Raw genomic sequence first — 14,058 nt, 5'->3', positions numbered from 1 at the left:
AGAGACATAAGGGAAATGATGGAAACCACCCCCGAGACCACCGAGAAGGTTGCTCCGGCAGCCGCCTCGGCGAAAAAGGTCAAGGCCCGCCGGAAGGCCCGCCGCACCATCGCTGGTGCTGCTGCGCTGACCCTGGGTCTGACCGGCGCTGGCCTGTTGGCCAACGCACTTACCCCCGATGCACAGGTCGCCACCGCAAGCCAGGACAAGCAAGCCCTCGTCGCTGAGGGTAAAGACCTCTACGACGTTGCTTGTATCACCTGCCACGGTGCGAACCTGCAGGGCGTCAAGGGCCGCGGCCCTTCGCTCATCGGTGTTGGCGAAGGCGCAGTGTACTTCCAGGTGCACTCCGGCCGTATGCCGATGCTGAGCAACAGCTCCCAGGCGATGCGCAAGGCGCCTCGCTACAACCTGGAGCAGACCCTCGCCCTCGCCGCTTACGTTGACGCCAACGGTGGCGGCCCCGGCATTGTCCGCAACGAGGACGGCACCATCGCCATGGAAGACCTCCGTGGCGCTCACTACAAAGACGGCAAGATCGACCCGGCCGACGTTGCCCGTGGCTCCGAGCTCTTCCGCCTGAACTGTGCGTCTTGCCACAACTTCACCGGTCGTGGTGGCGCACTGTCCTCCGGTAAGTTCGCCCCGGTTCTGGATCCCGCAAACGAGCAGGAGATCTACCAGGCTATGCTGACCGGCCCGCAGAACATGCCCAAGTTCTCCGATCGTCAGCTCACCGCTGACGAGAAGAAGGACATCATCGCCTTCATCAAGTCCCAGAAGGACACCCCCTCCCAGGGTGGCTGGGGCCTCGGCGGCATCGGCCCCGTGGCTGAAGGTCTGATGATGTGGCTCTTCGGCATCGTTGTTTGTGTTGTCGCAGCACTGTGGATTGGATCCCGCTCATGAGTAAAGAACAAAAGAAGTACACCACTCAGGAGCTGAACTCCATGAGTAACGAAGAGCTCGCCCGCCTCGGCACCGAGCTCGACGAGGTCACCGTTGCGTACCGCAAGGAACGCTTCCCGATCGCCAACGACCCGGCTGAAAAGCGCGCAGAACGCGCCATCACCATCTGGTTCGTGCTCGGCATCGTCCTCGCCTTGGCATTCATGGCCATCTACCTGTTCTGGCCGTGGCACTACAAGGATCTTGGATCCGAAGGCCTCTGGCAGTACACCCTGTACACCCCGCTGCTGGGCATCACGATGGGTCTTTCCATCATGTCCATGGGTGTGGGCGCCGTGCAGTACGTCAAGAAGTTCATTCCGGAAGAGATTTCCGTTCAGCGTCGCCACGACGGCCCCTCCGAAGAGGTCGACCGCCGTACCCTGGTCGCACTGCTGAACGACTCTTGGGAGACCTCCACCCTGGGTCGCCGCAAGGTGCTCAAGGGTGCCATGGCTGGCGGCGCAGTGCTCGCCGGCTTGGCTGTCATGGCTCCGCTCGGCGGCATGATCAAGAACCCCTGGAAGAAGGGCCCGCTGGGCATCCAGGGCGACGGCACCCTGTGGACCTCCGGTTGGACCCTGTCCAACGAAGGCGTCAAGCTGTACCTAGGTCGCGACACCGGCGCCATCGCCGAGGAGCACCACGGCCACTACAGCACCCAGGGCATTTCCCGCCTGGTCCGTATGCGCCCGGAGGATCTGTCCGCCGGCTCCATGGAAACCGTCTTCCCGCTTCCCGCTGAGTACGTCAACGATGGCGAGTCCTACGACCCCAACCGCGACGTCTACGAGATGCAGATGCACTCCGTGCACGGTCCCCGTAACCCCGTCATGCTGATCCGCCTGCGCACCGAAGATGCGCTCAAGGCTGTGCAGCGTGAAGGCCAAGAGGACTTCCACTACGGCGATTACTACGCCTACTCCAAGATTTGCACGCACATCGGTTGCCCCACGTCTCTGTACGAGCAGCAGACCAACCGCATCCTGTGCCCGTGCCACCAGTCGCAGTTCAACGCGCTGCACTACGGCAAGCCGGTCTTCGGCCCCGCCGCTCGTGCACTGCCGCAGCTGCCCATCACCGTTGATGACGAGGGGTACCTCGTCGCCGCCGGCAACTTCGTCGAGCCCGTCGGCCCGGCATTCTGGGAGCGTCGTTCATGAGCAACAAGAAACTAGCCCAAATCGGTAACAACGTAGACTCCCGCTACACCCTGTCTGGCGGCCTGCGTACCCAAATTAACAAGGTCTTCCCGACCCACTGGTCCTTCCTGCTGGGTGAGATCGCGCTCTACTCCTTCGTAGTGCTGCTGCTCTCGGGTATCTACCTGACCCTGTTCTTCGACCCCTCCATCACCAAGGTCATCTACGACGGCGCTTACCTGCCGTTGCGTGGTGTGGAGATGTCTCGTGCTTACGAGACCGCACTGAACCTCTCCTTCGAGGTTCGTGGTGGCCTGTTCATCCGTCAGCTCCACCACTGGGCTGCACTGATGTTCGCCGTGTCCATCATGGTCCACATGTTCCGCATCTTCTTCACCGGCGCATTCCGTCGCCCGCGTGAGGCCAACTGGATCATCGGTTGCGTCCTGCTGCTGCTGTCCGTGGCCGAAGGCTTCATGGGCTACTCCCTGCCGGACGACCTGCTCTCTGGTGTTGGTCTGCGAATCATGTCCGCAATCGTCATCTCCATCCCGGTCATCGGTACCTGGATGCACTGGATGATCTTCGGCGGCGACTTCCCGTCCGAAATCATGCTGGACCGCTTCTATATCGCCCACGTGCTGCTGATTCCGGGCATCCTGCTCGGCCTCATCGCAGCCCACCTGGCTCTGGTCTGGTACCAGAAGCACACCCAGTTCCCGGGCGCTGGTCGTACCGAGAACAACGTCGTCGGCGTCCGCATCCTGCCGGTCTTCGCCGTCAAGTCCGTCGCCTTCGGTGCTATCACCTTCGGCCTTCTGGCCTTCATGGCAGGTGCCTTCCAGATCAACGCCATCTGGAACCTCGGCCCCTACAACCCGTCTCAGGTCTCCGCTGGTTCCCAGCCGGATATCTACATGCTGTGGACTGACGGTGCTGCTCGTGTCATGCCGGCATGGGAGCTCTACCTCGGTAACTACACCGTCCCGGCCGTGTTCTGGGTCGCTGTTCTCCTCGGTATCCTCGTGGTCCTGCTGTTCGCATACCCCTGGATCGAAAAGAAGATCACCGGCGACGACGCACACCACAACATCCTGCAGCGTCCCCGCGACGTTCCGGTTCGTACCTCCCTGGGCATGATGGCACTGTCCTTCTACGCCCTGCTCACCCTCTCCGGTGGTAACGACCTGTGGGCCTACCACTTCCACGTCTCGCTGAACGCGATGACCTGGGTTGGTCGTATCGGCCTGATCATCGTTCCGCCGCTGGTGTACTTGGCTACCTACCGCATCTGCATCGGCCTGCAGCGCTCCGACCGCGAGGTCCTGGAGCACGGTATCGAGACCGGTGTCATCAACCAGCTGCCCAACGGTGCCTTCATCGAGGTTCACCAGCCGCTGGGTCCGGTCGACGAGCACGGTCACCCGATCCCGCTCGAGTACGCCGGTGCTGCTGTCCCGAAGCAGATGAACCAGCTCGGCTTCGCCGGTCACCCGGGTCGTGGCTCCTTCTTCAGCCCCGACTCCAAGGAGATTGCCGACAAGGCTGCAGCCATCGAGCACGCAAACCACGAAGAAGAGGTTGCAATGCTCGACGCTCTCAACGAGCGCAACCGCGCAGCCGACGCCGAGAAGCACTAAACAGTTCGTTTCATCCCCACCACTGCGAGGGATAGAACGTACCAACTGCCTCACAAGCCCCCAAGCCCTTCCCCGGAAGAGCTTGGGGGCTTCGGCGTTGCGTACTAATCAATACCCCGGAAGTCCTAGCCACAACATCAGCCCAAATCGCGCACAGCGCTGCTAGCTGCATACTCGTTCGAGACTCCGTTGTCGGACTAGGGCGCAAGAAATGAGTCCCGCGGAGGCTTCGCTACAAACTCCATAGCAAAGTGACCACCGATTCACGTGCTACAAGCCACGGTAGAACGAAGCGCTCGTAATGCCCTTCATCATTTCTCTCGCGCACTGTCTGCCGTACGGTTTTCCAGGTTCTCGGTTTTGGGGTCCGACGGGGTGGATACTGCACAGCTAAAACGTCTTCATCGGCGCTATGGCGCCTCCATCGGGTTGGGGGCGGTAAAGCGCTCTCAATGCCTGCCTGACGGTTCATGCGGGAACTCCCCCTATCTGTATGAGCAATGCAACGCTGAAGAAGTGCGGTGCACGGCTTTGGACCCAGCTGTAGGAATTCGTCTGTGCTCAGGTCCGTGGGGTGCTTTCCGAGCGAATCTCGAATTCTTCCGCTACATGAGCACGCTGTGGACAACTGGTTTAACGACAGGTCTTTAATCACAGAAGGCGCGGTAGTTCCGCAGAAACCTAATACGAGAGTGTCAGATGGTTTGTGTGTGACGTGTTAAATCACCACCCATCGAGGAGGATGCTCCACAATGACCACCATGACCACCCGCGACCCGCAAGACAAAGCCCGGCTTAAACAACTAGAGAAGCGACTGATGTCCAGCCCTGAACTCGCCGAGATCCTCAAAGAGTTCGCCACATCATCAACCGACATCAACGACATGGTGCGTTCGATGATCCAGACCGGGATCAACACCGCACTGCAAGCCGAAATGGACGCCCACCTCGGTTACCAAGCAGGAGACCGCACAGGCAAAGCCCGCCACGGCACGGCCGACAATCACCGCAACGGCTCCTACAACAAAACCGTCCAGTCCCAGTACGGGCCTATCGACATCACCGTGCCCAGGGATCGCAGCGGCAGCTTCACCCCACGGATGGTGCCCAAAGGAGCCCGCAGGATCACCGATGTCGACGACCTGATCATCTCTCTGTATGCCGCAGGCACCAGCCTTCGTGACATCCAGCACCACCTGGCCACCACGTTGGGTGTGGATTTGTCGCATGAGACGATCTCCCAGATCACCGACCAGGTCCTAGATGAGGTACTTGCCTGGCAGCACCGGGACTTAGAGGAGTTCTACCCGGTGATCTACCTGGATGCTTTGCGCATCAAAATCCGTGATGGTGCCCGGGTCGTCAACAAGGCCTGCTATATGGCGGTCGGCATCACCATGGAGGGTACCCGGCAGATCTTGGGGCTGTGGATCGCAAACAATGAGGGCGCGGCGTTTTGGGCCCAGGTCTGTGCGGAGTTGGCTAACCGTGGGGTCAAAGATGTGTTCATCGTCTGCTGTGATGGGCTGAAAGGTTTCGAACAGGCGGTGCAGGCCACCTGGCCTGATGCGATGGTGCAGACCTGTGTGGTGCACCTGATCCGCACCGCACTGCGGTGGGTGGCGGCAAAGGACCGTAGCGCGGTCGCGGCTGCTTTGAAGAAGATCTACACCGCTGCAACGGCAGAGCAGGCGCTTGCGTTTTTGGACGAGTTTGATGCCAGCGACATGGGGCTGAAGTATCCGCAGGCGGTGAAGGCTTGGCGGGATGCGTGGGAGCGTTTCATACCGTTTTTGCAGTTCCCGCCGCAGGCGAGGAAGGTTGTCTACACCACGAATGCGATCGAGTCGATGAATGCGCAGTTGCGTAAAGCGACAAGGAATCGGGGGCAGTTTCCTAATGATGCTGCCGCGGTCAAGGCGTTGTGGTTGATGATCTGCCACATCGAGGACCGGCAGGCGGAGAAAACGAAAAAGAAGGCCGGGCGTGCCCGTGCGGGAACGAGCCGGTTTGTTGAGGGGGTGCGTGTGACTGGGTGGGTTGCGGCCATCAATCAGCTGTCAGCACATTACCCGGATCGGTTCGAGCCTTACCTGTAAGCCGAAGTTCACACACAAAAAACTTGACACACTCCCTAATACCTATATATAGGTGCCGTGCAAGCGCCGAGAACTTTAGGCGCTCTCGGGCGGGGAGTCTGGGGTGTTTTGGGGAGCAAGTCTCCCGAATTCACGGCTGGTTAGTGGGGGAGGAGCCCTTTTTGTCCTGGCGCAAACGTCGGAGGTCTCTATAAAGGGACTTCAGTCCGTAGGCGCACGTTCATGTGTAGCGCCGGATCAGTTAGATAATGCAGAGGAGATCCGGGGTGAAAATCGTGCAAAGGTCAAGACTTCGCAACTTTTGAGCCAGGCGAATTACCTGTGGGGTGCCACAGCGTGTGGGTTGGGGATCGGTGTTAAAGCCCTGCGGTGGTCGTTGGATGGTGAAAGATGCAGCTTAGTGACCAAAAGTGCATTTTTGGGGGGAAAGGTGTTCTGGGCTGCGGTTTATACCGGTCTAATTACTGTGGTTTGTGAGGTTTTTGTGCACTGTTGTTAGGTGGGCTGGAGGCGAGTTTTTCGAGCCGAAAACCGGGCAAACCGCTCCCCCTAGGGGTTGTGTGATAAGGAACACAATAGTGTTTTTGAAGGTGCTGCGAAAGACTGCTGACGCAGTATTGTCGAATCGTCACAATTCCTGAAAGCAGGCTGAAAAGGGTTTCATGACGTGGAGCTATCCGTCCCCGAGTTTTCTCTTTGGGGCGGTGTTGTCAGACCAATGGGGGAGTTTGTGGCGCTTTGGACACGGCTTGATAACGAACTGATAACAAGCCGAGTTTTGGCAAACCGTTGGACAGTGCCCGTGACCGTTTCGTAACCTTATCGAGACATTGCAGCAGCCCCCTAAGGGCGGTTCGCTTCATGACCGAACAATTTGATATACCTTTCCGCCGCCGAAGGATGGTGGCGGGCCGGGGAACCAAGAATTCCTCTGGGGTGAATCCTCTTCTTTAATACGAGAGCTGCCGACGACACGTCGGAGTGGAGTGAAGAGGTAGGGAGCTTTCTGTTTCCGAACCCGACAGCTAACCCGGTAGGAAACAGGAAGATTTGGAGAATTATTCGTGGGTAAGCACAGCCGCCGGACGTCGAGCACCGCTCGCAACACCGCCGTTGCATCTGCTCTGACCATTGGTGCCGCCGCCAGCCTGGCGCAGCCGGCACAGGCCGCTGAGGTCGTTGTTCCTAACAGCGACATCCGCTTCGAGGTTGCAGGCCTCGAGAATGTTCCGAACATCGCCAACGTTCCTGGCGTTGCCGCTTGGGTTCCCTCCCTCGCAAACCAGGCTGCACCGGCTAACTACAACGCCGTTGCCAACTTCGTTGCTCCGGCTCCGGCCCCGGCCCCCGATCAGGGTCAGGCCATCGTCAACGCCGCAGCCTCCAAGATCGGCGCTCCCTACGTGTGGGGCGCAACCGGCCCGAACGCATTCGACTGCTCTGGCCTGACCTCTTGGGCATATGCTCAGGTTGGTAAGCACATTCCGCGCACCTCCTACGCGCAGGCCGCACAGGGTACCCCGGTTCCCTTCAACGCCATGCGTGCTGGCGACATTGTCGCTTTCTACTCTGGCGCCTCCCACGTCGGTATCTACACCGGCCACGGCACCGTCATCCACGCCATCAACTCCGGCACTCCGCTGGGCGAGACCAGCGTCAACTACATGCCTTTCCACTCTGCTGTCCGCTTCTAAGCGAAGCTGAGTTGCGCGCCTAGCGTGCAAGGCCAGTCCCTACTTTTGGGGCTGGCCTTTTTTCTTTGCTGTGTGTTCGTTCCGAATGCGGGGGCTTTGCTGAACATTTTTAAGGCTGGGTGCATGGTTTTCTTGGTTCCACTGGCGGGGTTTTCGCGCTCTTTTCGTCTCTCTGGCCGGGGGAAACCCCATTTTGGGGTGATTTTCGCGCAAATACCACCGATGGAATTTGAAGGTGTTGCTCACGCGCTCACACTTAGGCTATTCTTAGGAATCAAGATTTCTCCTGCTCAAAAGATTTGAGGACGCTCGTCGTGCAGACCAGTCACCGTTTGCGGCTCGGTGCCATTTCCGTCGCTACCGCACTCGTCATCGGGCTCGCCCCGCTTCCGAGCGCCTTCGGCGATCCGGAAAACCTGGATACCCTAATTGCCACGATGGAGCAGGTCAGCCGCGAGGCTGAGGCGCAGGCTGAGCAAGTTAAGCACCTGGAGCAGGACCTGGAGGCCAAGGAGGCCGAGGTCGCCGACTATGAGCGACGCGTCGATGAGGCCACCAAGAAGGCCGACGAGGCTAAGGAAAACGCCCGTCGTACCCAGGAAGAAGTCGATCGTATTGCGCTGGCGAAGTATCGTGGCGCCAACGTTGACCCGATTACTTCAGTGGCTTCCGCTACTAGCCCCCAATCGGCGATCGATCGCACCGCCTACTTGCAGGCTCTTGCACGCCGCACCGAGCATGCCAGTAAAGAGCTAGAAAAGGCTGCTGCGGAGGCTTCTGAGGCGCATAGCCAGGCTTCTCGTGCGCAGGCCGAGGCCCAGTTCCAACTGGCCCAGTTGCGCAAAGAGCGCGAAACTCTCGACGAGAAACGCGCCGAGCTGGAGCAGCGCACCAACGAAATTCGTTCCCGGGTTGATGCTTTAGAAGCAGAGCAGCGTCAGCGTTGGGAGAATAAAAACGGCCCGACCTTCGAGTTCGATCCGGAGCTGATTAACGGGGAGAACCCCGCCGGTGTCGATGCAGTCAAGGCGGCGTTGAGCAAAGTTGGCTCCCCATATTCCTGGGGCGCTACCGGACCTGATGCTTTTGACTGTTCGGGTTTGATGGTGTGGGCCTACCAACAGCAGGGCAAGTCCATTCCGCGAACCAGCCAGGCGCAGATGGGTTCGGGTATCCCGATTCCCAAAGACAAACTTCAGCCGGGTGACCTCATCGGCTACTACCCGGGCGCCACCCACGTGGGCATGTACATCGGTGACGGCAAGGTCGTTCACGCTGCCGACTACGGCATTCCGGTTCAGGTCGTCTCTTTCGATGCGATGCCTTTTGTCGGCGCACGTCGCTATTAGAGTCCGCTAGGGGCTTTCACTAGCATGGCTGGTGTGAAAAAGCATGCGCCGGGACCGAAGATTCTGCTGGTAACTAACGATTTCCCGCCCACTGTGGGCGGGATTCAGTCGTACTTGGCGGATTTTGTAGGCTGTTTGGATCCGGACAGCGTTATCGTTTTCGCCTCTACCCAGGATGCGGAGGCCGCCCGCGCGTATGACGCTCAGGTGCCGTATCGGGTTGTGCGGTATCCGGGTGCGGTGATGCTGCCGACGCCTGCTGTGGCGCGCCGTATGCGGGAGCTCATTGCCGCGGAGGGGATCGAGGTGGTGTGGTTCGGGGCGGCGGCCCCGTTGGGGCTTTTGGCCTCAGCAGCGCGTGCGGCGGGGGCCCGCCGCATCGTGGCCTCTACACACGGTCATGAGGTGGGGTGGTCAATGGTGCCCGTGGCCCGCCAGCTGCTCCGGCGCATTGGATCCGGTTGCGATGTGGTCACGTTTATCTCCGATTACACCCTTGGGCGCCTGCGGGGCGCTTTTGGCCCTGCGACCACGTGGATGCGCATGCCCAGCGGGGTCGATGCTGACTTTTTTGCCCCTGTGTCGGATGAGGCGCGCGATGCTGTCCTTAGGCGTTTTGGCTTAAACGCGTCCACACCGCTGGTGGTGTGCTGTTCGCGGCTGGTTGCCCGCAAGGGGCAGGATCAACTCATCCGGTCGTGGCCTGCGGTGCGTCAGGTGGCGGGGGACGCGCATCTATTGTTCGTCGGTCAAGGGCCTTATCGTGGCCGATTGGAGAAGCTGCGTGCGGGTTTGCCGGAGCAGTGTCGCGATAGCGTGATGTTTTGCGGTCGTTTGGATCGGGGGGAGATGCGGGATCTTTTGGCTAGCGCATGGGTGGCGGCTACTCCGTGCCGTACCCGGGGTGCCGGTTTGGATGTGGAGGGTTTGGGGATTGTGTTTTTGGAGGCGCAGGCCTGTGGCGTTCCGGTCATCGCGGGGGATTCCGGTGGGGCGCCGGAAACCGTCGGGGATGGGGCGGGCGTGGTGGTGTCCGGCCGTGACACCGTTGAGTTGGCCAATCAGCTCATCGAGCTGCTGTCGGCGCCTGCACAGCATCGACGGGCGATGGGGCGGCTTGGCCGGCAGCATGTGCAACAGCAGTGGTCGTGGGGCCGCCAGTGCGCGCGGCTTAAGCGGGCATTGGGGCTTTGAGGGGATTGCTGTTCCCTAGCAGAATCCGGGTACCCTACTAGCCAGCCATGATCCCCTGTGGCCCGTCCCTTTTTTGAAAGCAAAGACTTTTTTTCATGATTTCCCAGTCCTGTCGTGAGTTGCCCAAGGCCCTTGATGAGATCGCGGTGTTGCGCGCGGATGCGCAGCTGCCGTTGACCATCGGTTTTGATATTGGCGGCACGAATTTGCGTGGTGGGGTGGTCGATAGCGCGGGCCGCATTATTGCGCAGGTGCAGCGGCCCACCCCGGCGGATTCCGATGGCTTGTTTGATGCGATCGTTGAGGTTGTTGACCTTTTGCGTGCCTCTTATGAGGTGGATGCTGTGGGGTTGGCGGTGGCGGGTTTTTTGAACCGTGAGTGTGACACGGTGCGTTTTGCCCCGCACTTGCCGTGGCGCGATACCGAGGTGAAGCAGCGTTTGAGTGCCCGGTTGGGCCTGCCGGTGGTGCTGGAGCACGACGCTAATGCGGCGGCGTGGGGCGAGTACCGCTATGGCGCGGCCCAGGGCCAGGATATGTGGGTGCTGTTTGCGGTGGGCACCGGTATTGGGGGTGCGATCGTTATTGATGGGCGCATTATGCGCGGTGCTTTTGGCACGGCGGGGGAGTTCGGCCACATTGCGGCAGTTCCGGATGGCCGTCCCTGTTCTTGCGGGAAGCGGGGGTGTTTGGAGCGTTATTGTTCGGGTACGGCTTTGGCGACGACCGCGGTGGAGCTGATTCATGAGGGGCGACTGTCGACGCGGTTGACTGCGGATGCGGTCTCTGGCAAGGACGTGATGGTGGCCTGCCGGGAAGGTGATGAGTTGGCTGAGGCTGCGGTGGCGGATTTTGCGACCTGGATGGGGCGGGGTTTTGCGATGGTTGCCGACATTGTTGAGCCGGGGTTGATCGTGTTGGGTGGGGGAGTGGTTGGTGATGCTGATATGTATCTTCAGCGTGCGGTGGAGGTGATGGGACAGACGATGGTGGGGGGACAGTTCCGGCCGAAACCGGTGGTTGAGGTGGCGGCTTTGGGTTCGCATGCGGGTCTCATTGGGGTGGCGGATTTGGCGCGGCGTGCCGCCAGCGCGGATGCTGCGGGCGACCCCCGGCAGTAAATGAGAAAAAACCCGCCCCTAATCAATCTTTTTACTACCCCTGAAATCACCCCTGCGGGTAGGGCATCATCCCCCGCGGCGGGGTAGGGTTTTTGGGCAACTACTGGGGTACTTTTCACCCCACGCGAGCTTCGGAAGGCAGCCAATCACCATGCATAACAAGTGGTACTGGGTTTTTAAGAACATCCTGTTCGGCCCCGCTTTGCGGGTGTACAACCGGCCCGAAATCACCGGTTTGTCTAATCTCCCTTCCTCCGGACCCGCCATTTTGGCGTCCAATCACCAGTCGGTGATGGATTCCTTCTATCTTCCGCTGCTGGTCTCCCGGCAGATCACCTTCTTGGCCAAGAGCGAATACTTCACTGGCACTGGCTTCGTCGGCGCGCTGCAGCGCTGGTTTTTCACCTCCGTGGGCCAGGTGCCGATTGAGCGTGGCAACGAAAGCGCCGCCAAGGACGCCCTGGATGCGGCGGAGAAGGTGCTGGCCAAGGGGGATGTGTTGGGCATTTATCCCGAAGGCACCCGTTCCCCGGATGGCCGCATCTACAAGGCGAAGACTGGCATGGCCCGCATCGCGCTGAACACTGGCGCTCCCATCGTTCCGGTGGCGATGTTTGGTTCCCGCAAGGCCAACCCCATCGGCTCGTGGATCGTGCGCCCCGCAAAGGTGCGCATCGCTTTGGGCGCGCCGATTGATCCGATCGCCTACGTGGAGTCCAAGGGGCTGGATCCCGCCTCCCGCGAGGCGCAGCGCGCCTTGGCGGATCATGTGCAGCGCATTCTGACCGACATGACCGGCAACGAGTACGTCGACATGTACGCCGCCGATGTGAAAGCCCACCTGGCGCAAGGCTTGGGCTACCCCGAGGGAGCCGAGCCGTCATCTCTTTCCTAACGAAGCAACGCACCATCACCCCCACCCCCGCAGCGCAACGCTCCGGGGGGCGTTTGGCGTGGCCGGACATTGGTCGTGGCCTGTCGATTCTGGGGGTGGTGCTGTTGCACGCCTCGACCTCGATTCCGGCGGAATCCTCCACCATCATCCAGCCCCTTAACGAGGCGCTCACCCCGGTTCGCCTGCCGCTATTTTTCCTCATCAGTGGCTATTTTTCCGGCAAGGTGCTGCGCCAAAGTTTGAGCGAATTGTGCGTGAAGCGCCTGTGGTTTTTCCTGGTGCCCTACCTGGTGTGGGCGAGCGTGGACATCGTGCAATCTGCGGCAGCATCCACCGCAATGCAGTCCACCGGTGCCCTAACCTTTGCAGCCTGGGGTGACCGGGTGCTCCAGGGCATTACCGTGTACTGGTTTTTCCAGATGCTGGTGGTCGCCAACCTCTTTTTGTGGCTGACCCGCAGGCTGAACACCTTCTTCGTTCTCATCGCCTCCCTGGCGCCGCTGCTCTTGCTCGCCCAGGAACAGATGGTGCCGGACTGGCAGTTCAAGATCATGGTGTTCGTACCGATCTTCATGCTGGGTGCCCGCGGTAAAGACCTGGTGACCGTGATCGCGGACTTTTCCCACCATCCGCTGGTGGCGACCGGGCTGATTGCCATGGGGGTTCTCATTGAGGCCCGGTATCGGGTGTTTCGGGGCCTGTCCAGCGACGGGGCCCTGTTCGATCCGATGGTTTTGGGTCCTGCCGTTATCGACCAAAACGACGTCAATATCCTGGTGGAATTCATCTACCGTTTGGCGTTAATTCCCACCGCGGTGGCGGTGGCGGTGGTGGTCAGTAAGCTGCCCGGAATCACCACCTTTGTGCAGTTTTTGGGGCGCAACACTTTGGTGTTCTACATTGGCCACCCGCTGGGCATGTTCGCCTTCATGCACCTTTTCACGGTGCGCGGCATCGACTTCGAACCCCACCTGAACCTGTGGTTCCTGCTGCAGCTGGCGATGTGCCTCACGGGGTGTGCCGCCGTGTACTTTCTGTCCATGGTGCCGGTGGCGGGCTGGATCGTGGCGCCCCCACCGATCGCGAAGTTCTTCCCCCGCCTCCGCGGCGCTGGGGCGGCTACTCCCACCACCGCCGCTGCCGGCGCGCCCGCCACCCGCACCTCAACCACCACCGGATAGCCCAGCTGCCACGAACCCCTCACCTCCGTGGCCGCCCTACCTTTTTGGCGTTGAACACCACGGGGCTGATGGCGGACGGTCGCGGTGCCGATAGTGGGGATCCGCACCGATCGAGTGGGGCTAAACGCTGGCCGCCGATCCACCCGGGGCTAGAGTAGGTGGCCATGCGCTATTTCTACGACACGGAGTTCATCGAAGACGGCACCACCATTGAGCTGGTCTCGATCGGAATCGTTGCCGAAGACGGCCGCGAATATTACGCCGTGTCCACGGACTTCGATGCGAAAAAAGCCAACTCGTGGGTGAAAACCCACGTGCTGAACCAGCTGCCCAGCCCGGCGGATAAGGCGTGGCGGTCCAAAGAAACCATCGCCCGGGAGGTCAAAGACTTCCTCACCGCCAAAGGGCGCTGCGAGCTGTTTGCCTGGGTGGGGTCCTACGACCACGTCGTGCTGGCGCAACTGTATGGGGCGATGCCGGATATGCCCAAGGGGCTGCCCCACTACACCGGGGAGCTGAAACAACTGTGGGTGCTGGCCGGCCGGCCCCAGCTTCCCCCCATCCCGCAGGGCGCCCACGACGCACTGGTCGATGCCCGGCATAACAAAGCCAAATACGAGGTCATCTCTAAAACCTTGAACTTGCGCCCCGACGGCACCGCCCGCACCAGCCGGGATTAACGGCAGTGCCCTGAGCAAACAGCCGGGTATTTTTGCGCAGAAAAACGCCCGCGACCAGCACAACTGCTGCAGCACTATGGGAAAGATAGCCGCAAAACCCGCAGGAAGGGTAGCC

Annotated in this window: 11 protein-coding genes and 1 riboswitch; all 11 genes read left to right on the top strand. The window is 60.5% G+C overall.

What is annotated here, in order from left to right; translation table 11 throughout:
• The first annotated feature begins 15 nt into the window (after positions 1-15).
• Complete coding sequence (gene qcrC, locus CAQU_RS08395) at positions 16-909, top strand: cytochrome bc1 complex diheme cytochrome c subunit (protein WP_211276114.1); 894 nt, start codon at positions 16-18, stop codon at positions 907-909.
• A complete protein-coding gene (gene qcrA / locus CAQU_RS08390; protein WP_075726864.1) occupies positions 906-2,111 on the top strand; it encodes a cytochrome bc1 complex Rieske iron-sulfur subunit in 1,206 nt (401 codons plus the stop codon). Before qcrC ends, qcrA begins: the two co-directional genes overlap by 4 nt.
• Entirely contained in the window at positions 2,108-3,730 is a 1,623-nt protein-coding gene (gene qcrB, locus CAQU_RS08385) for a cytochrome bc1 complex cytochrome b subunit (protein ID WP_075726862.1), read from the top strand. The genes qcrA and qcrB overlap by 4 nt, the downstream gene beginning before the upstream one ends.
• Before the next feature lie 752 nt (positions 3,731-4,482).
• Positions 4,483-5,829 carry an IS256 family transposase gene (locus CAQU_RS08380; protein WP_075724155.1) on the top strand — a complete coding sequence of 449 codons (1,347 nt, stop codon included), beginning with the start codon at positions 4,483-4,485 and terminating at the stop codon, positions 5,827-5,829.
• Positions 5,830-6,704: 875 nt separating this feature from the next.
• Positions 6,705-6,884: riboswitch (cyclic di-AMP (ydaO/yuaA leader) on the top strand.
• A 9-nt stretch (positions 6,885-6,893) separates the two neighbouring features.
• Positions 6,894-7,523: a C40 family peptidase gene (locus CAQU_RS08375; RefSeq protein ID WP_075726860.1), complete on the top strand. Its 630-nt coding sequence runs from the start codon at positions 6,894-6,896 to the stop codon at positions 7,521-7,523.
• Positions 7,524-7,837: 314 nt separating this feature from the next.
• Complete coding sequence (locus CAQU_RS08370; RefSeq protein WP_075726858.1) at positions 7,838-8,872, top strand: NlpC/P60 family protein; 1,035 nt, start codon at positions 7,838-7,840, stop codon at positions 8,870-8,872.
• Positions 8,873-8,896: 24 nt separating this feature from the next.
• Positions 8,897-10,066 carry a glycosyltransferase family 4 protein gene (locus CAQU_RS08365; protein ID WP_075726856.1) on the top strand — a complete coding sequence of 390 codons (1,170 nt, stop codon included), beginning with the start codon at positions 8,897-8,899 and terminating at the stop codon, positions 10,064-10,066.
• Between the two features lie 95 nt (positions 10,067-10,161).
• Entirely contained in the window at positions 10,162-11,187 is a 1,026-nt protein-coding gene (locus tag CAQU_RS08360) for an ROK family protein (protein ID WP_084562944.1), read from the top strand.
• A gap of 151 nt (positions 11,188-11,338) precedes the next feature.
• Positions 11,339-12,082: a lysophospholipid acyltransferase family protein gene (locus CAQU_RS08355; RefSeq protein ID WP_075726855.1), complete on the top strand. Its 744-nt coding sequence runs from the start codon at positions 11,339-11,341 to the stop codon at positions 12,080-12,082.
• A gap of 53 nt (positions 12,083-12,135) precedes the next feature.
• On the top strand, positions 12,136-13,263 hold the full coding sequence (locus CAQU_RS08350; RefSeq protein ID WP_075726853.1) for an acyltransferase family protein: 1,128 nt from the start codon (positions 12,136-12,138) through the stop codon (positions 13,261-13,263).
• Between the two features lie 164 nt (positions 13,264-13,427).
• A complete protein-coding gene (locus CAQU_RS08345) occupies positions 13,428-13,943 on the top strand; it encodes a polyadenylate-specific 3'-exoribonuclease AS (protein WP_075726851.1) in 516 nt (171 codons plus the stop codon).
• Positions 13,944-14,058 lie beyond the last annotated feature (115 nt).

The sequence above is a fragment of the Corynebacterium aquilae DSM 44791 genome (assembly GCF_001941445.1).
Classification (GTDB): domain Bacteria; phylum Actinomycetota; class Actinomycetes; order Mycobacteriales; family Mycobacteriaceae; genus Corynebacterium; species Corynebacterium aquilae.
This window is presented reverse-complemented; position numbering and strand designations above follow the sequence as displayed.